Annotated in this window: 23 protein-coding genes; 10 read left to right on the top strand and 13 right to left on the bottom strand. The window is 62.9% G+C overall.

The features are described 5' to 3' along the window. Positions 1-6 precede the first annotated feature (6 nt). Positions 7-1,380 carry an MFS transporter gene (locus JI744_RS02470; RefSeq protein ID WP_202657928.1) on the bottom strand — a complete coding sequence of 458 codons (1,374 nt, stop codon included), beginning with the start codon at positions 1,378-1,380 and terminating at the stop codon, positions 7-9. 68 nt (positions 1,381-1,448) lie between these two features. Here JI744_RS02470 and JI744_RS02465 point away from each other — a divergent pair, with 68 nt between their 5' ends. Then, positions 1,449-1,895 carry a helix-turn-helix domain-containing protein gene (locus JI744_RS02465; protein WP_202657926.1) on the top strand — a complete coding sequence of 149 codons (447 nt, stop codon included), beginning with the start codon at positions 1,449-1,451 and terminating at the stop codon, positions 1,893-1,895. Positions 1,896-1,967: 72 nt separating this feature from the next. Next, positions 1,968-2,777 (top strand): division plane positioning ATPase MipZ, encoded by an 810-nt coding sequence (locus tag JI744_RS02460; RefSeq protein WP_202657924.1) that lies wholly within the window; start codon positions 1,968-1,970, stop codon positions 2,775-2,777. Here the strand turns inward: JI744_RS02460 and JI744_RS02455 are convergent. Continuing rightward, complete coding sequence (locus JI744_RS02455; protein WP_202657922.1) at positions 2,746-2,910, bottom strand: hypothetical protein; 165 nt, start codon at positions 2,908-2,910, stop codon at positions 2,746-2,748. The genes JI744_RS02460 and JI744_RS02455 overlap by 32 nt on opposite strands. A 165-nt stretch (positions 2,911-3,075) precedes the next feature. Between JI744_RS02455 and JI744_RS02450 the strand changes: the two genes are divergently transcribed. Beyond that, complete coding sequence (locus tag JI744_RS02450) at positions 3,076-4,584, top strand: malonate--CoA ligase (protein WP_202658244.1); 1,509 nt, start codon at positions 3,076-3,078, stop codon at positions 4,582-4,584. 354 nt (positions 4,585-4,938) lie between these two features. Here the strand turns inward: JI744_RS02450 and JI744_RS02445 are convergent, their stop codons facing one another. The 4 genes from JI744_RS02445 to lgt form a co-directional block, all read right to left on the bottom strand. Then, a complete protein-coding gene (locus JI744_RS02445; RefSeq protein ID WP_202657920.1) occupies positions 4,939-5,088 on the bottom strand; it encodes a hypothetical protein in 150 nt (49 codons plus the stop codon). A gap of 226 nt (positions 5,089-5,314) precedes the next feature. Then, the gene (gene pgeF, locus JI744_RS02440) at positions 5,315-6,067 is read right to left on the bottom strand and encodes a peptidoglycan editing factor PgeF (RefSeq protein WP_202657918.1); all 753 of its coding nucleotides are present in this window, start codon (positions 6,065-6,067) and stop codon (positions 5,315-5,317) included. Further along, complete coding sequence (locus JI744_RS02435; RefSeq protein ID WP_202657916.1) at positions 6,064-7,122, bottom strand: class I SAM-dependent methyltransferase; 1,059 nt, start codon at positions 7,120-7,122, stop codon at positions 6,064-6,066. Before JI744_RS02435 ends, pgeF begins: the two co-directional genes overlap by 4 nt. Next, the gene (lgt, locus tag JI744_RS02430; protein ID WP_202657907.1) at positions 7,119-7,994 is read right to left on the bottom strand and encodes a prolipoprotein diacylglyceryl transferase; all 876 of its coding nucleotides are present in this window, start codon (positions 7,992-7,994) and stop codon (positions 7,119-7,121) included. The genes JI744_RS02435 and lgt overlap by 4 nt, the downstream gene beginning before the upstream one ends. 141 nt (positions 7,995-8,135) lie before the next feature. Between lgt and JI744_RS02425 the strand changes: the two genes are divergently transcribed. From JI744_RS02425 to JI744_RS19300, 5 genes are all read left to right on the top strand, one after another. Continuing rightward, on the top strand, positions 8,136-8,321 hold the full coding sequence (locus tag JI744_RS02425; protein ID WP_202657905.1) for a zinc-finger domain-containing protein: 186 nt from the start codon (positions 8,136-8,138) through the stop codon (positions 8,319-8,321). 15 nt (positions 8,322-8,336) lie between these two features. After that, positions 8,337-9,017: a TIGR02117 family protein gene (locus JI744_RS02420; RefSeq protein WP_202657903.1), complete on the top strand. Its 681-nt coding sequence runs from the start codon at positions 8,337-8,339 to the stop codon at positions 9,015-9,017. Between the two features lie 78 nt (positions 9,018-9,095). Continuing rightward, the gene (gene polA, locus JI744_RS02415; protein ID WP_202657901.1) at positions 9,096-11,930 is read left to right on the top strand and encodes a DNA polymerase I; all 2,835 of its coding nucleotides are present in this window, start codon (positions 9,096-9,098) and stop codon (positions 11,928-11,930) included. A 67-nt stretch (positions 11,931-11,997) separates the two neighbouring features. Next, positions 11,998-12,345 carry an MmcQ/YjbR family DNA-binding protein gene (locus JI744_RS02410; protein WP_202657899.1) on the top strand — a complete coding sequence of 116 codons (348 nt, stop codon included), beginning with the start codon at positions 11,998-12,000 and terminating at the stop codon, positions 12,343-12,345. Positions 12,346-12,368: 23 nt separating this feature from the next. Continuing rightward, positions 12,369-12,905: a YdeI/OmpD-associated family protein gene (locus tag JI744_RS19300; RefSeq protein ID WP_202657897.1), complete on the top strand. Its 537-nt coding sequence runs from the start codon at positions 12,369-12,371 to the stop codon at positions 12,903-12,905. Between the two features lie 82 nt (positions 12,906-12,987). On the opposite strand, the gene JI744_RS02400 is transcribed toward JI744_RS19300, so the two are convergent. The 3 genes from JI744_RS02400 to JI744_RS02390 all read right to left on the bottom strand — a co-directional run bounded on the left by JI744_RS02400 (position 12,988) and on the right by JI744_RS02390 (position 15,470). After that, positions 12,988-13,449: a DUF1203 domain-containing protein gene (locus tag JI744_RS02400; protein ID WP_202657895.1), complete on the bottom strand. Its 462-nt coding sequence runs from the start codon at positions 13,447-13,449 to the stop codon at positions 12,988-12,990. A gap of 68 nt (positions 13,450-13,517) precedes the next feature. Further along, a complete protein-coding gene (locus tag JI744_RS02395) occupies positions 13,518-13,889 on the bottom strand; it encodes an HIT domain-containing protein (RefSeq protein WP_202657893.1) in 372 nt (123 codons plus the stop codon). Positions 13,890-13,892: 3 nt separating this feature from the next. Further along, complete coding sequence (locus JI744_RS02390; protein WP_202657882.1) at positions 13,893-15,470, bottom strand: DUF5928 domain-containing protein; 1,578 nt, start codon at positions 15,468-15,470, stop codon at positions 13,893-13,895. 139 nt (positions 15,471-15,609) lie between these two features. Between JI744_RS02390 and JI744_RS02385 the strand changes: the two genes are divergently transcribed. Beyond that, positions 15,610-16,428, top strand: a complete 819-nt coding sequence (locus JI744_RS02385; RefSeq protein WP_202657880.1) for a sulfotransferase family protein — start codon at positions 15,610-15,612, stop codon at positions 16,426-16,428. A 42-nt stretch (positions 16,429-16,470) separates the two neighbouring features. Here the strand turns inward: JI744_RS02385 and JI744_RS02380 are convergent, their stop codons facing one another. Beyond that, the gene (locus JI744_RS02380) at positions 16,471-17,460 is read right to left on the bottom strand and encodes an NAD(P)H-quinone oxidoreductase (protein WP_202657878.1); all 990 of its coding nucleotides are present in this window, start codon (positions 17,458-17,460) and stop codon (positions 16,471-16,473) included. 7 nt (positions 17,461-17,467) lie between these two features. Next, positions 17,468-18,145 carry a COQ9 family protein gene (locus JI744_RS02375; protein ID WP_202657876.1) on the bottom strand — a complete coding sequence of 226 codons (678 nt, stop codon included), beginning with the start codon at positions 18,143-18,145 and terminating at the stop codon, positions 17,468-17,470. A gap of 106 nt (positions 18,146-18,251) precedes the next feature. Here JI744_RS02375 and rpsU point away from each other — a divergent pair, with 106 nt between their 5' ends. Continuing rightward, a complete protein-coding gene (gene rpsU, locus JI744_RS02370) occupies positions 18,252-18,458 on the top strand; it encodes a 30S ribosomal protein S21 (RefSeq protein ID WP_101919315.1) in 207 nt (68 codons plus the stop codon). 79 nt (positions 18,459-18,537) lie between these two features. Here the strand turns inward: rpsU and JI744_RS02365 are convergent, their stop codons facing one another. Together JI744_RS02365 and purE are read right to left on the bottom strand one after the other, a co-directional pair. Beyond that, entirely contained in the window at positions 18,538-19,608 is a 1,071-nt protein-coding gene (locus JI744_RS02365; RefSeq protein ID WP_202657867.1) for a 5-(carboxyamino)imidazole ribonucleotide synthase, read from the bottom strand. Continuing rightward, positions 19,601-20,086, bottom strand: a complete 486-nt coding sequence (gene purE, locus JI744_RS02360) for a 5-(carboxyamino)imidazole ribonucleotide mutase (RefSeq protein ID WP_202657865.1) — start codon at positions 20,084-20,086, stop codon at positions 19,601-19,603. The genes JI744_RS02365 and purE overlap by 8 nt, the downstream gene beginning before the upstream one ends. Positions 20,087-20,179: the final 93 nt, after the last annotated feature.

Genomic DNA, 20,179 nt, shown 5'->3' with positions numbered 1-20,179 from the left:
TCGTTTTCAGCGCCGGATGATGCGGGTCAACCCCAAGGCCACGACCAGCAGGCCTGCCGCCAGCAAGAAGGTTGCCGCCAACCCCTGACCGGCCGCTGCCGCTCCAAGGCCTGCGATGTTCTGGCTGCCAGCAATCCAGCCAAAGACCGCCGCCATCAGCGAGGCCCCCGTCACCAGACCCAGATTGCGCGACAGGCTTAGCAGGCCAGAGATCAGTCCGCGCTCTGAAGCCACGGCGGTTTCCATCACCCGTGTGGTGATCGCGGCCTGAAACAACTGAAAGCCGGGCGGCATCAGGGCAATGGCGGCAACATATCCCCAAAGCCCGATCCGAGCGGGCAGCATGGCCATCAGCAGCGCCCCGGTGATGCTGACTGCCAACCCGATCCGCGCAACGAGCAGGCTGCCCACGCTGTCCACCAGCCGCCCTGCCGGAACGCCGGTCAGGGCCGAGGTGACCGGCCCGATAGCCATGATCAGCCCGGCCTGCCACGCGGTCAGGCCCAGCCCACGCGTCAGATAGAACGGGCCGACGACCAATGTGGCCATCATCACCGTCGTCACCAGCATGTTTGCCAACAGTGCCACCCGCAGCCCCGGTGCAGCCAGAGAGGATACGGGCAGGAATGGCATCGCTGCGCGTCGGCTGACCGCCAGCATCACCCCCATTCCGACAACCGCGCCCAGCAACAACCCGGCCATCCACGCCGGATTGCGCGGCCCCGCTGTCATCGCAAGGGCATAGGCCATGACGGCCAAAGCAAAAAGCACCGCCCCCGCCCGGTCGGGCAAGCGGCGGGCCGCGCCAGTGGCTTGCCCGCCACCGCCCACCACAGCCAACGCAACAAGCCCCAGTCCAGCCAGCAGCGCAAAGGTCGCGCGCCAGTCGGCGGCGGCGATCAGCGCCCCGCCCAGCGCCGGGCCAAGGGCGGTGCCAATGGCCGATGTGGTGCCCATCAGCCCCATCGCACGGCCAAGCCGTTCTGGAGGCGTCGTCTCTCGCAACAGCGCCACCGGAAGCGCCATCATCAGTGCCGCGCCAAAGCCCTGCGCCACCCGCGCAATGATAAGCACCCAGACCGAAGGGGCAATGGCACCCAGCGCTGCGGAAAGGGTATAGACCCACAGGCCCGCCGCCAGCATCCGGCGGTGGCCAAAGCGGTCGCCCAGCCGCCCGGCTGCGACAATTGCGACGGTCACGGCCAACAGGTAGCCCAGCACTACCCACTGAACCACGCCAAAGGGGGCCTGAAACGACTCGGCAAGGCGGGGCAGGGCGATGTTGGCAATGCTGGTGCCCAAGGACGCCAGCAGCATCGCCAGTGCAGGGCCTGCCGTCGCAAGACGGGTACGGGGTGCGGTCAGGGAGAGGGCAGACATGGGAACCTCGCTTGCTCGAATCATCCAAGGCAGGCAATCTGCCACTTAAAGTTCACTTGAGGTCAATAATGAAATCGCTGGACATCGGGGCGCTGGCCGCCCGCACTGGCCTGCCGCCCTCTGCCTTGCGCTATTACGAGGAGATCGGGCTTATCGCGTCCGAAGGCCGCCATGGTCTGCGCCGCCAATACGGGCCAGAGGCGTTGTTGCGATTGTCGCTGGTGGCGCTGGGTAAATCAGCGGGCTTTTCGCTGGCCGATATTGCCGGGATGATTGGCAAGGACGGCAGGCCCGATATTCCCCGTGGCGAGTTGCGCGCGCGGGCCGATGATCTGGACCGTCAGATCCGCGATCTGGCCGCGCTGCGCGACACCTTGCGCCATGTTGCTGATTGCCGGGCGCCGTCGCATCTGGAATGCCCGACCTTCCGGCGGCTGTTGCGGCTGGCCAGCTTACGCGGGGCGCGACGGCAGGCGGCGGCAAAACGTGACCTTGGGCCCGCAACAGGGCGGTAATCGGCGCCTTGCCGCTTCCTTCCCGGCGCCTTGCCGCTTATGAATGCTGCAAGAAATCTGCCGGGGGAAAGAATGGCGCATATCATCGTCGTCGGAAACGAGAAGGGCGGATCGGGCAAGTCCACCACCTCGATGCATGTGGCGACGGCGCTGGTGCGGATGGGGCGCCGGGTTGGGGCGCTTGATCTGGATCTGCGGCAGAAAAGCTTTGGTCGCTATGTCGAAAACCGCCGCGCCTATCTGTCGCGCACCGGAATCGACCTGCCCTCGCCCGATTACCGCGATCTGCCAGAGGTGGAACCGGCGCAGATGCTGCCCGGCGAAAACCCCTATGATGCGCGGCTGTCGGCGGCGGTGGCGGCACTGGAACCCGTCAGCGATTTCATCATCATCGACTGCCCCGGCAGCCATACGCGGCTAAGTCAGGTGGCCCATTCGCTGGCCGATACGCTGATTACGCCCCTGAACGACAGTTTTGTCGATTTCGACCTGTTGGCGCGGATTGATGCCGAGACAGGCAAGATCATCGGGCCGTCGATCTATTCGGAAATGGTATGGAATGCGCGGCAATTGCGGGCGCAGGCCGGGCTGAAGCCCATCGACTGGATCGTTTTGCGCAATCGCGTTGGCGCGCAGGTGATGCACAACAAGCGCAAGGTAGGCGCGGCGCTGGAAGAATTGTCGCGCCGGATCGGCTTTCGTGTCGCGCCTGGCTTTGCCGAGCGGGTGATCTTTCGCGAACTGTTTCCGCGCGGCCTGACGGTGCTGGACCTGAAAGATACTGGCGTGGACCAGTTGAACCTTTCGAATGTCGCTGCACGTCAGGAGGTGCGCGATCTGTTGAAGGCGCTCAGGCTTCCAGGTGTTGAGGTGAATATCTGAAGAGCGCCGAGCAGACCTGGCTGCGGCGGGCTTCGCGCAGGCCGATCCGCGACAGGCGATCAGCGAACGCATCAGGGGCTGCGGTGGTGGACTTGCGACCCAGCAGGGCGATCAGGTTGCGGTAAAGCTGCATTGCTTCCTCCCGTTTTACATAAATTCAACTTGCAAGCGAACCGGGGCAGGAAAATGTCCGCCAAAGGGTGTTTTTGGCGCCTTTCGCGGGCGGGTTGTGACGCAGCTTGAGCAAACTGCCTTGGCCGTGGCAGAACCGTGGCAAGAGCTGAAGGAAGCCCACGCCATGACGAATACGCTGTTCGATGCCTTGTTTACCCCGCTTTCCGGTCGTGAGACGGCGCTGCTGATCTTGGCCGACGGGCGCGAGATCACGGGTGATGCCTTTCTGCGGTTGGTGTCGCGGCAGGCCCACGCCCTGCGGGTCGCTGGCGTGCTGCCCGGTGATCGGGTGGCGGTGCAGGTGGCGAAATCACCCGAGGCGCTGGCGGTTTACGCGGCGACCGTCGGCTTGGGCGCGGTGTTTTTGCCGCTGAACACCGCCTATACGCCCGAGGAAGTGGAGTATTTCCTGGGCAATGCCACGCCAAGGGTGTTCCTGTGCGATCCGGTCCGGCAGGCGGCGCTGGCCCCGGTTGCGGCGCGGAATGGTGCGCGGCTTATCACGCTGGGGGCCACGGGCGGCGGCGAACTGGCCGAACTTGCTGCGGGGCAGCCCGACAGCTTTGCACCTGTTGCGCGCGGGGCCGGTGATCTGGCGGCGATCCTTTACACTTCGGGCACGACTGGGCGATCAAAAGGGGCGATGCTGAGCCACGGCAACCTGTTGTCGAATGCGCAGGTGCTGGCTGATTTGTGGCACTTCACCAAAGATGATGTGCTGCTGCATGCGCTACCGATCTTTCACACGCATGGGCTGTTCGTGGCGTCAAACATCAGCCTGCTGACGGGCGGCGCGATGATTTTCCTGCCCGGTTTTGACGCTGATCAGGTGATTGGTTTGCTGCCGCGCGCGACGGCGATGATGGGGGTGCCAACCTTCTATACGCGGCTTTTGGACGATGCTCGGTTCGACCGGGCGCTGACCGGGCATATGCGGCTGTTCGTTTCCGGGTCGGCCCCGCTGCTGGCCGAGACCCATCGGGAGTTTGAGGCCCGTACCAGTCATCGCATTCTGGAACGCTATGGCATGACGGAAACGAACATGAACACCTCTAACCCCTATGCCGGCGACCGGCGGGCAGGAACGGTGGGTCAGCCCTTGCCGGGGGTGGAGTTGCGGCTGATGGGCGAGGCGGGTGCGGTGGCGTCGGGTGAGGTCGGCGTGATCGAAGTGCGCGGGCCGAACGTGTTTCAGGGGTATTGGCAGATGCCTGAGAAGACGCGGGAAGAGCTGCGCGAGAATGGCTGGTTCATCACCGGCGATCTGGGCACGCTGGACAGCGATGGCTATGTGACCATCGTGGGCCGGGCCAAGGATCTGATCATTTCCGGCGGATTCAACATCTATCCCAAAGAGGTCGAGATGTTGCTGGATGAACTGCCCGGCGTGCTGGAAAGCGCGGTGATCGGCCTGCCACACCCGGATTTTGGCGAGGCGGTCTTTGCCGTGCTGACACCGCAAAAAGGCGTGATACTGGATACGCAGGCGGTTCTGGCGGGCCTACGCGACCGGCTGGCGCGGTTCAAGCAACCCAAGGCGGCGATTGTGTTGGCCGATTTGCCACGCAACACGATGGGCAAGGTGCAAAAGAACCTGCTGCGCGCCGAATATGCCGGGTGGTTCAAGGGATAGCCGGGGCGCATGGGTGAAAAGGGGAGGCCTGAAATGCTCAGGCCGCCCCTTATGTGGCGCCAGAGAACGCCGGGGCGGCCTTGACCGAACATGACCGAACAAGGTGTCCGGCGCGGCGAGGGCAGCCCAGTAGGGTCTTACAATTTCCCCAGCCGCCATCATCTTAGGGCAACTAAGGGGAAATTTAGGCGAAACGCGTCAGGGTTGTCAAAGGGGTCTGCACATTACGCATAGATTGCAACACAAAGTACCTGTAGCAACGCAAACTGTTCACAAAACTCGTTACAAAAGCGGTGACTGGGGCGGGGCGCGCTCTGCCAAAAGACGAATCGCCCCTGCCACATTTGCGGGGACTTAGCGGGCGGCAAGCGCCCGGATCGGCTGTTGAGGCTTGGTTTTCATCGCCTCGGGACGGCGGCGGGTGGCGCGTGCCCAAGGTAAGGCCACCTGAACCTCGATCGAGGCGGCGATAGCGGATTTCATCCAGCGGCGCTGCTTGGTCATCTTGCTCTCCTGGTCTGGTCCGGTTTTCCGGTATGCCCCATGTTTCGCAGGGCTTTGCGGCGCAGGTTGGACTGAAACGCGGAATTGAGGGCGCAAAGGGGCGGGAACCGTGGCGGTGACGCCTTGTTTGTAAAGGACTGATTTTCCATAACTTGTTTCTTTTTGGGAAATGATATGGCCAGATTGTTGCGCCAAAAGCGCCAAAATCCGGGCCAAAAGGCGCACCCTAAAGACGGATGATTGAGATCAGACGCCCGTAATCCGCCTCGGCCGCATGGGTGGTGCGGCGGAAGGAAAAGAATCTCGCCGGATCAGAATAGGTGCAATGGCCGGTCCATTCGGCGCTGCCCACCCCCGCCTGCCGCAGCCGCCACAGGCCATAGGACGGCAGGTCGAACAGATACCGGTCGCCCGAACCGCTGGTGAAAAAGCGGTTGGTTGCGCGGTCGTCGTCGGTAAAGGCCTCAAAAAACTCAGGCCCAACCTCATAGGCGCGCTGGCTGATCGTGGGCCCGATCACGGCGGCGGTGTTTGCCCGGCTGGCGCCCAAGCTCTCCATCGCGTCCAGAACCGCTTCCAGCACCCCCTCTTTTGCACCGCGCCATCCGGCATGGGCGGCCCCGATCACACCTGCGCCCGCATCGGCAAACAACACGGGCTGGCAATCAGCGGTCAGGATGGCAAGGCCAAGGCCGGGGGTCGCGGTAACCACGCCATCGGCGCGGGGCTTGTCTGCCAGAGGGCCGGTCACGGCGATCACATCGGCGGAATGCACCTGATGCAGCGACACCAACGCCTCTGGTGCAAGGTCAAGGGCGGCCGCAGCGCGGGCACGGTTGATGGCCACGATCTCGCTTTGGTCACTTGACCCGGTGCCGCAGTTCAGCCCCGAAAAAATGCCCGAGGACGCCCCGCCCTTGCGGGTGAAAAACCCGTGGCGCGGGGCCAGGGATGCTGAAGTGATCAGGTCAAGGGTCATGCGAATCCGGGCGGCAGCGGGGCACCGGGCGGAAAGATAGCCAGCGCCTTGAACAAGTGTCCCATTTCCTCGGGTGCGGTCAAGCGGCGAGTGGCGGCCTGATGCGCCAGCAGCGCCGCGCCGGTCAGGCCCTGCGCCAGCCGGTCAGCGCGCGCGCCAATGCCAAGCGTGGTCAGCAGATAGCCTTGATTCACAAAGGCATGGTTGGCGGGCAGGGCCGCATCAGCCAAGGGTTCAAAGGCAACATGGGCCGTCAGGTCAGCCTCGCCCGGTTCAGCCAAGGGGTGTGTAAAGCGGTGCGCTTTCATCGCCTGAAACGTATCGCCCAGCGAGGTCCAGTTGCCATAATCGATGATCATTGCCAGCCCGCCGTGGGCGGCGATGCGTTGGCCGACCCCGGCCATGACCGGCCCGGCGGCAGGGCAGATTTCCACCACATCGCCGGGCGTGGTATCGTCCAGACGGTCCTCTACCGCGCCAAAGGGGCCGGGGGTGGACAGACCAAGGCGCAAATTGTCACCTTCCAGCCCGACCATGGTTTCGCGCCATCCTGCAGCATCGCGGGTGAACTGGCGGATGGGCAGCGCGTCGAAGAATTCGTTGGCCAAAAGGAACAGGGGCGCTTGCGGCAAACTTTCGGCCCGGTCCAGCCATGTGACGGTGTGATCGCCCAGCGTTTGGCGCTGGACGCGGCGCAGGGTGGCGCTGGCCTCAACCAGATGCACCTTTGCGGCGGCGTGAAAGCCGGGCACCGCGCGGGTGGCGCGCAGCACATCGGCCATCAGCGTGCCCCGGCCGGGGCCAAGCTCGGCCAGCGTAAAGGGGGCAGGGCGGCCAAGGTCCAGCCAGTATTGCGCAAGGGCAAGGCCCAAAAGCTCGCCAAACATCTGCGAGATTTCGGGCGCGGTGATGAAATCGCCGCCCGTGCCAAAGGGGTCGCGCATGGAGTAATAACCGTGCTGGGGGTTCAGCAGGCATTCGGCCATGTAATCGGACAGCCGCATCGGCCCCGTGGCGGCAATGCGGGCCTTCAGAATATCGGCCAGCGCCGTCATGCGGCCCTTGCGCGGGCGATGAACCAGATGCCCGCCACGATCATCGGCAGCGACAACAGTTGCCCCATGGTCAGGCCATAGCCGCCCAGATGCAGCGCCAACCCCAAGGGATTGCCCAGCGTGATGAACTGCGCATCGGGCTGGCGAACGAATTCGACGGCAAAGCGCGACAGGCCATAGCCAGCAAAGAACAGCCCCGCCACGCGCCCCGGATAGCGCAGCCAGCCTGCGCGCCAGATGGCCCAGGCCAGAACGGCGAACAGCACCAGGCCCTCCAGCGCCGCCTCATAAAGTTGGCTGGGATGGCGGGCGCAGATGGTCAAGAGGTCGGGGCAGCTTTGCGCCGCCTCGCCCGGGAAGGCCACGCCCCAGGGCAGGTCGGTGGGGCGGCCCCACAGCTCTGCGTTGATGAAATTGGCGATGCGGCCAAAGAACAGGCCAGCAGGTGTGGCAATGGCCATAAGATCGGCCATCGTCAGCATGGGGATGCCCTCCCTTCGGCAAAACAGGATCCCCGCGACGACAACCCCCATAAAACCGCCATGAAACGACATGCCACCATGCCAGACGACGGGAATCTGCGACGGGTTGGCCCAGAAAAATGCCGGATCGTAAATCAGTACATAACCCAGTCGCCCGCCGATGATGACGCCAAGGATGACCCAGGTCAGCAACCGCTCTACCGCTTCGGGCTGCATCGGGGCGCCGTTCGGCCACAGGCGCGGCGACTTCAGGATGGTCACGATCAGCTTCCAGCCGATCAACAGTCCCGCGACATAGGCCAGCGCATACCAGCGCAGGCTGAACTCCCAAGAGCCAAGGCTGATGGTGAAAATCTCTGGCGAGATATTGGGGAAGGGGATGTAGGACATGGCGCCTCTCGGTTGCCCCGGTTTGTCGAGGAGGGGCGGCGGCTTGTCAACGGCCAGAAGCGGCGCGCGCGCGTCCGGCCCTTGCCCGCCCCGACCAGATCGCTAGAATGTGCGTATATCGCCAAGCCAAAGGGGCACCCCATGACCATCGCCGCGCCGGAAACCCAAGTCGTCACCACCAAGAAAGTGGCCTGCGACGGGGGAGAGGGGGCCTTGGGCCATCCGCGTGTCTGGCTGTCGATTCCCCAAGACACCGGCTTTGTCGAATGCGGCTATTGCGACAAGCGTTATGTTATCGACCGCGACCACGCCCACGACGACCACTAAGCCGACGATCTAGACGTGTTCGGGCGCTGGCTGCGGCGGGCGATCGCGGTGCTGCTTTTGGTGCCATGCGGATATTACCTTGCCGGACTTGCCGGGGCATTGGTGTCGTCTGGTGACAACTGGCCAGCTACGGGCGTTGTGGTCGGGCTGCTGCGCGGGCCGATTCACTATGATTTTCTGTTGCCGCTTGATTCCGCCACCCGTCAGACCTTTGCCTTTGCCGCTGAGCAGCGCGGTGTGCCGGTTAACCACCCCGACGCCCGCTGGCTGGTGGTGGGGTGGGGGTCAGAGGCGTTTTACACCACGGCGGGCAGCTACGGCGATATTTCGGCTGGGGCCGTGTGGCAGGCGGCCACGGGCGACGCCTCGGTGATGCGGGTCGATGCCTGGGGCGATCTGGCGGGGCAAGAGGTGCCGGGGCTGAACTGGATACACCTTAGCCCCGCGCAATACGCCCGCCTGCGCAGCGGTATCCGCGACAGCTTTGCCAGCGATCCGCAGGGCCAGCCGCAGCCGGTTGCCGTGGCGGGGTTCACCGGCACCGATGGCTTTTGGCACGGGCTCGGCGGGTTCGACCTGTTTCGCACCTGCAATGTCTGGATTGGGGCGCAACTGCGCGGCGCGGGGCTGCGCTTTGGTTTGTGGACGCCGACGCCGCAGGCGGTTGCCCTGTCAATCTGGGCCAATCAGCCCTGATCCAAACGCCCTGCCGGGTGGCAGCGCGCGCCGGTTCGTGCCAATACTCATCCCCGGACAGCAGAGGAGGGCGGGCATATGGCATTCGGCAAGGGCGATCATCTGCATCTGATCGATGGCTCGGCTTTTATCTTTCGCGCCTATCACGCGCTGCCGCCCCTGACGCGCAAGTCTGATGGGCTGCCGGTGGGGGCGGTTGCCGGGTTCTGCAACCTCATCTGGAGCGAGCTTTCCAGCGGGTCGGCGGGCAAGGCCAAGGCGACCCATATCGCCGTGATCTTTGACGCCGGGTCCAAGACCTTTCGCAATGACATCTACCCCGAATACAAGGCCAACCGCCCCGAGTTGCCCGAAGACCTGCGGCCCCAGTTCCCCCTGACCCGGGATGCCACCCGCGCCTTCAACGTCGCCTGCATTGAAATCCAGGGGTTCGAGGCGGATGACATCATGGCCACCCTGGCCCGGCAGGCGCAGGAAGCGGGGGGCGATTGCACCATCATCACCTCTGACAAGGATATGATGCAATTGGTCGGGCCGGGGGTGGGCCTGTACGACCCGATGAAGCAGCGCCCGATCGGCGAGGCCGAGGTGATCGAGAAATTCGGCGTCGGGCCGGATCGGGTTGTGGATGTGCAGTCGCTGGCGGGGGATTCGGTCGATAACGTGCCCGGCGCGCCGGGGATCGGGCTGAAAACCGCGGCTCTGCTGATCAACGAATATGGCAATCTGGAAAGTCTGTTGGCGCGGGCGGGCGAGATCAAGCAGCCCAAACGCCGCGAGACCTTGGTGGACAATGCCGCCCAGATCCGCCTGTCGCGCGAGTTGGTGACGCTGAAACGCGATGTTCCGGTTGAGGTCAGTCTGGATGAGCTGACGGTGCGTGCCCCCGAGGCCGAGCCGCTGATGGAGTTTCTGTCGCGGATGGAGTTTCGCACCCTTGCGACCCGTGTTGCGACCAAGCTGAAGGTCGCGGCCCCGCTGATCGAGGCGAGCAAGGGGTTTGAAGTTTCGGGTGCCCATGCCGAACCCGCGGCAACCCCCGACCGTCTGCCCTTTGACCATGCCGGCTATGAAGCCGTGCGCGATATGGATGCACTGAACCGATGGGTCGCCGCCATTGCCGAGGCGGGCCGCGTGGCGGTGGATACCGAGACCACCAGCCTGGATGAAATGCAGGCCGAGCTGGTGGGCATCTCGTTGTCGGTCAAGGCGGGGCAGGCGTGTTACATCCCGTTGAGCCATCGTCAGGGCGGCGGTGACCTCTTTGGGTCCAGCGAACGGGTGGCGGGGCAAATCCCTCTGGATCAGGCCTTGGCTGCGCTGAAACCGGTGCTGGAGGATGCCAGTATCCTGAAAATCGGCCAGAACATGAAATATGACTGGAAGATTTTCGCCCGCCACGGCATTCGCATCGCGCCCTTGGATGACACGATGCTGATGTCTTATGCCATGCACGCGGGCCTGCATAACCACGGCATGGATTATCTGGCCGAGCAGTATCTGGGCCACAAGACCATTCCGATCAAAGAGTTGATCGGCTCTGGCAAAGCGCAGGTGACCTTTGATCAGGTCGAAATTGACAAGGCGGTGAAATATGCCGCCGAGGATGCCGACGTAACGCTGCGCCTGTGGCAGATGTTCAAGCCGCAACTGCCGAAAGTCCGCGTCACCACGGTCTATGAGACGCTGGAGCGCCCCTTGGTGCCCGTGCTGGCCGATATGGAAATGGCGGGCATTCAGGTGGACCGCGATACCCTGTCGCGCATGTCCAACGCCTTTGCGCAGAAAATGGCGCAGCTTGAAGATGAAATTCAGGATACGGCGGGCGAGAAATTCAACGTCGGCTCGCCCAAGCAGCTGGGTGAGTTTCTGTTTGACCGGCTGGGCCTGCCGGGGGGCGAAAAAACCAAGACCGGCGCTTATGGCACCGGCGCCGATGTGCTGGAAGACATCACCACGCTGGAAGACACGCACCCCCAAGGCGCGCGCGTTGCGGCGCGGATTCTGGATTGGCGGCAGCTTTCCAAGCTGAAATCCACCTACACCGATGCGCTGCAAACCGCGATCAACCCGGAAACGGGGCGGGTGCATACCAGCTATTCCATCGCGGGGGCCAACACCGGGCGGCTGGCCTCAACCGACCCCAACCTGCAAAACATCCCGGTCCGTACCGAAGAGGGGCGGCGCATTCGCGAGGCATTTGTGGCCCCGAAAGGCCGGGTTCTGGTCAGCCTCGACTATTCCCAGATCGAGCTGCGCATCCTTGCCCATATTGCCGATATTCCCGCCCTTCAGCAGGCGTTCCGCGACGGGCTGGATATTCACGCCATGACGGCCAGCGAGATGTTCAACGTGCCGCTGGACCAGATGACCAGCGACATCCGCCGCCGGGCCAAGGCGATCAACTTTGGCGTCATCTATGGCATTTCCGGCTTTGGCCTTGCCCGCAACCTGCGGATTCCCCGGGCCGAGGCGCAGGGCTTCATCGACCGTTATTTCGAACGGTTCCCCGGCATCCGCGAATACATGGACCAGACCATCGCCTTTGCCAAAGAGCGGGGCTATGTGCAGACCCTGTTCGGTCGCAAGATCAACACGCCGGAAATCAACGCCAAAGGCCCCGGTGCGGGCTTTGCCAAGCGTGCGGCGATCAACGCCCCCATTCAGGGCACGGCGGCCGATGTGATCCGCCGCGCCATGATCCGCATGCCTGCCGCGATTGCCGGGATGGATGCAAAGATGCTGCTTCAGGTGCATGACGAACTGCTGTTCGAGGTGGGCGAGGATGCCTCGGATGCGCTGATCAAGGTGGCGAAGGATGTGATGGAGGGGGCCTCGCACCCTGCGGTGCAACTGAAAGTGCCATTGACGGTGGAGGCGGGTGTCGGAGCGACATGGGCTGCGGCGCATTGAGGTAAAAGCTGGGGGTTTCCCAACCCTCAGACCTCTTTGAGCGTAGGGAACGCAAAGGGAGTGTCGGGTGATCCACAATTGGGCGGAGTTGAAGGCTTTTGCTCTGGCGCTTGATCTGCCCGAGATCACCCTTGCCACACCCTGGGGGCATGAGGCGTTGAAAGCCTTTGGCAAGATGTGGTGCTATTGGTCGTATTACGAGGAAGCGGCGGTGTTCAAAGCAGCAGCAGATGAGCGTGAGATGTTGATGGCGGCTGACCCCGAGACGTTCTTTCTGCATCCGCATTACGCCCCGCACAATTTGGTTCTGGTGCGGGCGGGGCGGATTGATCCGGGTTGGGCGCGGGCGCGGCTGGTGCAGCAGTGGCGCGACGCAGCTCCGAAGCGGTTCTTGCGCGATTGGGATGCACAGTGACTCTGCAGGCGTTTGCGACAGCAGTGGACTGGCATGATTGGTTGGCGGCGAACCATGCCACACAAAGCGAAGTCTGGGTACTGTATCACAAAAAGGGTTCAGGCGTGGTCTCGATCGACTGGCAGCAGGCGGTGGTAGAGGCTTTGGCTTGGGGCTGGATTGATGGTGTGCGCAAGACGCAAAGTGAAACCCAGTGGATACAACGCTTTACGCCACGCAAACCCGGCTCGGCGTGGAGCCAGCTCAACCGCGCTCATGCTGAACGGCTGATCGTCTCGGGACGTATGCAGGCGGCGGGGCTGGCAGCCGTGGAGGCGGCGCGCGCGAATGGGCGCTGGGAGGCGACTTATTCGGGCGGCAAGGGGGCTGATCTGCCCGTGGATTTTCTGGAGGCTTTGGCAACAGCCCCACAGTCGGCGCAGAAGACATTTGCGGCGCTGGATGCCAAGGAGCGCTATGCAATTTACTACCGCTTAACCACGGCGAAGCGGGCAGAGACGCGGACCAAGCGGATGGCCGAGTTTTTGGCGCGGTTGGCAGAGGGGAAGTCGCCGGTTTAGGATTGGTGTTGGCGTTATATCCCTCGTTGCCCCGGACGTGATCCGGGGCAGCGTAAATTGCGAGGCACACCGTCCCGCAGGATCAAGCGCGGTCGATCCTGACCTGATAGCAGTTGTTGCGGGCAGAACGGACATGGACATAGGCGATGGCCGGATCGGCCAGCAGTTTCGCCGCCCGCGCCGGAATGCCAGGCGTCGGTATGACCCCACCCGTGCCATAGACGATGCGGTCATCCTGCCCGTAACCCCGTACGATATATTCGGGCGAGGCCAACATTTCGGGCAGGTCTTCGCCACCCTCCGCCTGACAAGCATCGGCACATAGAAAGATCGGGCCGGTTTCGGCATAGGGCTGGGGCGTTGGAAACGGGCGATGGGACAGGATCAACAGGCCCGCGCCTTCGGGGATCATCCGCAGGCAATGACGGCACGGATTGCCGGTGCCTTCCGCGATGTGCCGCTCGGGCACCTGCCCATTGGCATCAGGCCCGCCCGTCTGATAGGCGCGGACGGTTTTGGTGGGGATTGGGGTGAAACGGATCATTCTGGCCTCCTGGTTGCGGAGCCAGAATGGGGGTCGGGCCGCGCTCCCGCGACCCGGAGCTTGCGCAATCAGGCCGGATCGACCAGACGGCCCAGCACCCGCCCGCCCAGAATGTGCATGTGGTAGTGCGGCACTTCCTGCAACCCGGCCTTGCCAGCATTGGTGATGCCGCGATACCCGGCCTCACCCGACAAGCCCAGATCGACGATGACCTGCGCCACGGTGCGGTGGAAATCGACGATCTCTTCCGCGCTGGCCTCGGCCGCGAAATGGTCGAAATTCACATAGGCCCCCTTGGGAATGGCAAGCACATGCACCGGCGCATGGGGGTGGATGTCGTGGAACACCAGCGTGTGGGCGGTTTCCACCACGGTCTTGTTTGGAATTTCACCGCGCAGGATGCGGGCAAAGATATTCTGGGGGTCGTAGGTATAGGCCATGGGTCAGTCCACAAACAGGTAATGAGTGCCCGCGATCTCGCGCGCTTTCTCCATTGGAATATCAAGGAATTCCGCCAGAGGCACGGTGTTTTCATCAACGCTGGCCGATTGGCGGACGCGGTAGATGTTGGCAAAGCCCGCGTCGCGGATGCGGTCGCTTTCGAATTTCACGTCATAGCGGATGGTCGGCAGAATCCGGTCGATGGTTTCCTTGGGCGTGCGTTCGCCGGCCAGACCGACGCGTTTGGCATGGCCCAGCAGGTATTCGTCGGTGAAGTCGCAATCCACCTCCAGCAACCGCACCTTGGCCTTGTCGTTGTAGAAATCCTGCATCAGATCGATGTTGGCCGGATCAATGCAAAAGATCAGCCGGTCGGTCTGCCAGTAATCATACAGCATCCGAACCAGCGCCCGGCGGTGGCGCGTGCGCTTTTCCAGCGTGGACTGGATGCCACCCAGATCGGGCAGGGGGGTAGAGGCCTCGTTGAACAGATAGTCCAGCGCGGGCATGTTGGTGACCTGGCGCACCCGGTCCACCAGCCGCTTGGCGACATGCCACTTCTTGCAGGTCACCATCATCAGCGTGCGTTCACGGCCCAGCGAGCTTTCGGTTTCCCAAAAGCGCGGCGCAAAGCGGCGGCCAAGGCGGCCCCGGTCAACCATGAATTTGAACAGGCTGCGCCCTTCGTTCGAAATGTCGAACCGCACGCCTTTGGCGGCATAAAGCTTGCCCAACCGCTCTTTCAGCTCTTTCGCCTCGGGGCTGATCTTGCGGGCGAACAGGTAATCCTGGCTAAGCAACAGGTCGTAGTGGTCGTTGTAAAACGTCACCGGCATGCCGTAATCGGTGAACATCAGAAAGGTCAGGGTGCGGGTGCTGATCTGGTGTTCGGGCACCAGATGGCGCACCAGCGTCTGAAAGAACGTCTCGTCCGGTATCCACGAGGTTTGGAAAAAACGCACCACATCGCGCCGCTTGCGCACGAACTCCAGCAGCGCTTCCATCGTCTGGCGGCGCAGGCACCACCATTGGCTGCCGATCTGGATCGCCATGTCGGCGGGCACCTTGCGCGTCAGCCCCAGCCGCTTTTGCCATTCCATCGAGGCATAGAACAGCGCCTTGCTGTTTCGTTCATTGAACCAGTGGCGATAGATCAGCCGCTCTTCCTTGATGCCGGTCTTGATCCAGTCAGAGTTAAAGAAATCGAAGCTTTCTATGAAGTCGGTCTCGTTGCGGTCCAGAAAATCATGGGCGAATTCGGCCGATTTGATCGCCATGCAATCGCCCGACAGCATATAGAAATGCGTGGCGCGGGGAAAGGCATCGACCGCAGCTTCGATGGCATTCAGCGTGGCTTGCACCAAACTCCATTCGCCCCAGCCGCATTTGATGCGCTTGCGGGCAAAGGTCACGGCGGGGTTGCCGTCCAGCCCTTCGCGAATACGCTCATAGGCCTCGCGCGAGGCGCGGGCATCGAAATGGATCGAGATGAAATCGCCCGCCGCCGTCAAGCGTTGCGCCTGAGCGATGATGCCATCGGGGTCTTTGTGGCACAGAAGGATATAGGCGATTCTTGCCATGACACCGACAGTAGGGCACAGAGCGGTTGACTGTTTCCCTAATTTGCGCGGACAGACATTGTAAAGATAGAGTTTCTTTGCTTTTTTGTGGCGGTCTGACCGGGCCGGGCGCAAAACGGTGGTCGAAGTGGAGTGACTGATGGGGTTTCCCGGCACCTGGATGACGGAAAGTGAAAGCGTGGTTTACCGCGTGGTGCCGAAATGCGCCTGCTCGACCATCGGGCAGATCATGTTCTATTCCGACCATGGCAAGTTTTTCGACGGCGATATCCACGATGCCCAAGCTGGCATGCACAAATGGGCGATAGAGGCCAGCCAGCCTCTGATCGAGGCGAATGTGAAGGGCCACAAGTCCTTGGCCTTCACCTGTGTGCGCAACCCATACGCTCGCATCCTGTCCAGTTTTTTCGACAAGATTTGCGGCGTGCAACGGAATGGCAAACGCTATCGCGGCAATCTGGTGCCGATGCTGGTGCAGCGCTATGGGGCCGAGGTTGGCGGGCCAGAGGGCAAGGATGACTTTGACCAGATTGCCAGCTTTCGCCGCTTTTTGCTGTTCGCGCGCGACACGATCCGGTTCCGCAAACCGATGGAGCCGGACATCCACTGGTCGGCCATGTCAGGCCATATCAGCACCTTCATCGTGAACGGCGGGCGATATGACCAGATTTTCTTTACCGAGAAATTCGACGAGGGCATGGCCAAGGTCCTGAAAAAGATCAAGACCAAGCACAAGATCGACCTGAAAAAGATCCCCCGGTTCAACGAAAGCGAAGGGCACGGGCCAAAGCGGCTGCACAAGGTCAGCGATTATTTCGATGATCTGTCGCGCCATCTGGTCTGGGAAATCTACAAGAAGGATTTCCAGCTTTTCAAATACGACTTCGACGACCCCGACAACAAGATGCCGCTGGCCGAGGTTGATCTGGACGAGGTGCATCGCAAGCTGGGGGATTGACCCCCTCACCCTTCCCTGTCCCCCAAGGGGAGAGGGGCGCCATTACTCCACCTTCAGCACGATCTTTCCGATATGGCCGCTGCTTTCCATACGCCAATGGGCGGCGGGGGCATCTTTCAGGGGAAACTCGCTGTCGATGATGACCTTGAAGCTGCCGCTGGCCACCATCGGCCAGACATAGGCCTCCACCGCGGCGGCGATACGGGCCTTGGCCTGATCCGATTGCGGGCGCAGGGTTGAGCCGGTGATGGTCAGCCGACGCATCATCACCTCGCCAAAGTTCAACTCGACCTTGGGCCCTTGCAGAAAGGCGATCTGCACCAGCCGCCCGTCATCGGCCAGCGCCTTGACGTTGCGCGGCAGGTAGGGGCCGCCCACCATGTCAAGGATCAGGTCGGCACCGCCTGCCTCTTTGACGATGGCGACGAAATCCTCATCCCGATAGTTGATGCCGCGCTCGGCACCGATCCCCTCACAGGCCTTGGCCTTTTCGGGGCTGCCAGCGGTGGCGAAGACCCGAGCGCCCAAGGCGCGGGCGATCTGGATGGCGGTGGTGCCGATGCCGGATGTGCCGCCGTGAACCAGAAAGCGCTCGCCCGCCTTCAGCCCGCCGCGCATGACGATGTTTGACCAGACGGTGAAACAGGTTTCGGGCAGGCAGGCCGCCTCGCGCAGGCTCAGGCCCTGCGGAATGGGCAGCGCGTGGCTTTCATGGCAGGCGGCATACTCGGCATAGGCCCCGCCTGGAAACAGGGCGCAAACCTTGTCGCCAATCTTCCAGCGGGTCACGCCGGGGCCCGTCTCTACCACCGTTCCCGCCCCTTCCAGCCCCGGCAGAGGCGAGGCGCTGGGGGGCGGCGCATAAAGGCCCGCGCGTTGCAGGGCGTCGGGGCGGTTCACCCCGGCATAGGCCAACCGCACGATGATTTGCCCATGGCCGGGCACCGGCACGGCCACCGAGACGGGCTTCAGCACGTCGGGCGCGCCGGGTTCGCTGATCTCGATGGCCAGCATGGAATCGGAAAGCTGCATGATGTCCTCAGTGGCCGGGCAGGTCGTTGGTGTCGCGGGGCGCGCGGATCGCCCCCAGCAGGCGCAAGGGGCCACGGGCCAGCATTTTGCCCAAGGGGTTGTCACGGAATGCGGCCTTGGCCTTTTCGAACTGCATCACATTGTCGATACGGCGGTTCAGAAAGTCCGTCGTCGCCTGTTTCTCGTCAGAGGTATCGGCCAGCCAGAACAGCACGGTGGCCCCGTAAACCGCCGACAGGGTGGCGCGCTTGGTGTACCAGTTGAGGTCGGTTGAGCTATCGCCCAAGGCCCGCCAGATGGCATCGGCGGTGCCCCAGATCAGGCGCGCGCCTTCGCTGGCGTGCTGTGGCAGGGCGAACAGGGCAGACCCCCGGCGCACCAGCTCGGGGTCGGCATCCTGCAACCGAAACAGCACCGCCTGCCCGATCCGGTCGCGAAAACGCAGGGATGTCAGGTCGGTTGCGGCAAGCCGATCCTGCATCGTCGCATCGCCCGCCTTGTGATAGGCGACCGCCAGATCCAGCGCGCCGCGCGGACAGATCGCGCGGGCCAGCGCGTCACCCAGACCCGAATCGGCGACTGCCGCACGAAAGGTCGTATCGCTCCACCCGTCAAAGGGAACATGGGGTAGGGCTGCCGCCAAAAGCCGTTCTTTCGCCTGATCCATCGTGTTTGTGTCCTGCATGGCCCGAACCTTTCCAGCGATGTAGACAAGCGGCCCCGCCTTTGCTATGGCCCGCACGCCTGCACTTTATCGTGCAACTCTAGCTTAGGAAGGTGGTGACAACCACATGCAGGTCAGCGTTCGTGACAATAACGTCGAACAGGCCCTTCGGGCCCTGAAGAAAAAGCTCCAGCGCGAAGGCGTGTTTCGGGAAATGAAGCTCAAGCAGCATTTCGAGAAGCCCTCCGTCAAAAAAGCGCGTGAGCAAGCCGAAGCGGTCCGCCGTGCGCGCAAACTCGCGCGTAAGAAGGCCCAACGCGAAGGCGCAATCTAAGGCGTTTTTCCGAAAACTGGGGTCGCGAGGCCCATCCGATCAACCCCCGGCTTGCCGGGGGTTTTTCTTTGCCCGTCGGTCAGGTGCGTTTGACCCTGTTCACATGGCCCATCTTGCGGCCCGGTTTCACCTCGGCCTTGCCGTAAAGGTGGATGGCGGCGTCGCGTTCCTTGGCAATTGCAGGCACGCGCAGCACATCGTCGCCGATCAGGTTTTCCATCACCACATCGGCAAAGCGGCTGCCGTCGCCCAGAGGCCAGCCGGCTACGGCGCGGATATGTTGCTCGAACTGATCGACCGCGCAGCCATTCTGCGTCCAGTGGCCGGAATTATGCACTCGGGGGGCGATTTCGTTGACGATCAGGCCTTGGGGCGTCGCGAACAGTTCCACTCCCATCACGCCGACATAATCGAGCGCGTTCAGGATGCGGGCGGCCAGCAGCACGGCATCGGTGCGCTGGCTGGGTGACAGGCGGGCGGGGATGGTGGTGGTGGCCAGAATCCCGTCCTTGTGGACATTCTCGCCTGGATCATAGCAGGCGACGGAACCATCCAGCCCACGGGCGGCGATGACGGAAACTTCATGGCTAAAGTCGATGAACCCTTCCAGCACCGAAGGCGCGCCGTTCATCGATGCCAGCGCGGGTGCGGCATCGGCCAGCGACATGATCCGCGCCTGCCCCTTGCCGTCATAGCCCAGCCGCGTGGTTTTCAGGATAGACGGGTGGCCCACCTTCAGCAGTGCCGCCTCTAGCTCTGCGGCGGTGGTCAGCGCGGCATAGGGGGCGGTGGTCAGGCCGATCTGGTTCAGGAAATCCTTTTCCAGAATGCGGTCCTGCGAAATGGCCAGCGCGCGGCGGTTGGGGCGGATGGGGCGCAGGGCCTCAATCGCGTCCAAGGCCTCGGTCGGCACATTCTCGAACTCATAGGTGACGACATCGACCGAAGCGGCAAAGGTGCGCAGGGCATTCAGGTCTTCATAAGGCGCGGTGGTCACCCGGTCGGCCACATGGCCTGCGGGCGGGTTGGCGCCCGGTTCAAAGATGTGGGTCTTGAAGCCAAGGCGGCTGGCTGCGACCGACAGCATCCGGCCCAACTGGCCGCCCCCCAGAATGCCGATGGTGGCGCCGGTTTGCAAAACGTCACTCATCCTTCGGCTCCTCGGGGATAGAGGCGGACAGGGCCTCGCGCCAGGCATCAAGGCGGGCGGCAAGGGCGGGATCGGAAATGGCAAGGATACCTGCCGCCATCAGGCCCGCATTGGCGGCACCCGCCGCGCCGATGGCCATGGTGGCGACCGGATAGCCCTTGGGCATTTGCAGGATGGAATAAAGGCTATCGATGCCCGACAAGGCTTTGGTCTGCACCGGCACGCCCACCACGGGAATGCGGGTTTTTGATGCCATCATGCCGGGCAGATGGGCGGCGCCGCCGGCGCCCGCGATGATGACCTTCAACCCCCGTTCGGCAGCGGTCTTGCCATAGGTCCACAGCCGGTCGGGCGTGCGATGGGCGCTGACAATCTTTGCCTCATAAGGGATGCCAAGCTGATCAAGGATCAGGGCGGCCTCTTTCATCGTCGGCCAGTCTGACTGGCTTCCCATGATGATCCCGACATCCACGGCCATATGCGCCCCCAATGTTGCCTGCCCCAATCCTGCCTGTCTGCCGATTATACCGGGGGGCAGCACAGGGCAAGAACGCTTGGATATGGGGAGGGG

Origin of the sequence: Fuscibacter oryzae (assembly GCF_016765795.1) — a bacterium.
Classification (GTDB): domain Bacteria; phylum Pseudomonadota; class Alphaproteobacteria; order Rhodobacterales; family Rhodobacteraceae; genus Fuscibacter; species Fuscibacter oryzae.
Note: the sequence above shows the minus strand (reverse complement) of the source record. Positions and strands in the feature narration are given on the sequence as shown.

Bases quoted from the DNA above. Each gene is read 5' to 3' on its own strand.
- JI744_RS02470 (WP_202657928.1), bottom strand. From the start codon at position 1,380: ATGTCTGCCCTCTCCCTGACCGCACCCCGTACCCGTCTTGCGACGGCA.
- JI744_RS02465 (WP_202657926.1), top strand. From the start codon at position 1,449: ATGAAATCGCTGGACATCGGGGCGCTGGCCGCCCGCACTGGCCTGCCG.
- JI744_RS02460 (WP_202657924.1), top strand. From the start codon at position 1,968: ATGGCGCATATCATCGTCGTCGGAAACGAGAAGGGCGGATCGGGCAAG.
- JI744_RS02455 (WP_202657922.1), bottom strand. From the start codon at position 2,910: ATGCAGCTTTACCGCAACCTGATCGCCCTGCTGGGTCGCAAGTCCACC.
- JI744_RS02450 (WP_202658244.1), top strand. From the start codon at position 3,076: ATGACGAATACGCTGTTCGATGCCTTGTTTACCCCGCTTTCCGGTCGT.
- JI744_RS02445 (WP_202657920.1), bottom strand. From the start codon at position 5,088: ATGACCAAGCAGCGCCGCTGGATGAAATCCGCTATCGCCGCCTCGATC.
- pgeF (WP_202657918.1), bottom strand. From the start codon at position 6,067: ATGACCCTTGACCTGATCACTTCAGCATCCCTGGCCCCGCGCCACGGG.
- JI744_RS02435 (WP_202657916.1), bottom strand. From the start codon at position 7,122: ATGACGGCGCTGGCCGATATTCTGAAGGCCCGCATTGCCGCCACGGGG.
- lgt (WP_202657907.1), bottom strand. From the start codon at position 7,994: ATGTCCTACATCCCCTTCCCCAATATCTCGCCAGAGATTTTCACCATC.
- JI744_RS02425 (WP_202657905.1), top strand. From the start codon at position 8,136: ATGACCATCGCCGCGCCGGAAACCCAAGTCGTCACCACCAAGAAAGTG.
- polA (WP_202657901.1), top strand. From the start codon at position 9,096: ATGGCATTCGGCAAGGGCGATCATCTGCATCTGATCGATGGCTCGGCT.
- JI744_RS02400 (WP_202657895.1), bottom strand. From the start codon at position 13,449: ATGATCCGTTTCACCCCAATCCCCACCAAAACCGTCCGCGCCTATCAG.
- JI744_RS02395 (WP_202657893.1), bottom strand. From the start codon at position 13,889: ATGGCCTATACCTACGACCCCCAGAATATCTTTGCCCGCATCCTGCGC.
- JI744_RS02390 (WP_202657882.1), bottom strand. From the start codon at position 15,470: ATGGCAAGAATCGCCTATATCCTTCTGTGCCACAAAGACCCCGATGGC.
- JI744_RS02385 (WP_202657880.1), top strand. From the start codon at position 15,610: ATGGGGTTTCCCGGCACCTGGATGACGGAAAGTGAAAGCGTGGTTTAC.
- JI744_RS02380 (WP_202657878.1), bottom strand. From the start codon at position 17,460: ATGCAGCTTTCCGATTCCATGCTGGCCATCGAGATCAGCGAACCCGGC.
- JI744_RS02375 (WP_202657876.1), bottom strand. From the start codon at position 18,145: ATGCAGGACACAAACACGATGGATCAGGCGAAAGAACGGCTTTTGGCG.
- rpsU (WP_101919315.1), top strand. From the start codon at position 18,252: ATGCAGGTCAGCGTTCGTGACAATAACGTCGAACAGGCCCTTCGGGCC.
- JI744_RS02365 (WP_202657867.1), bottom strand. From the start codon at position 19,608: ATGAGTGACGTTTTGCAAACCGGCGCCACCATCGGCATTCTGGGGGGC.
- purE (WP_202657865.1), bottom strand. From the start codon at position 20,086: ATGGCCGTGGATGTCGGGATCATCATGGGAAGCCAGTCAGACTGGCCG.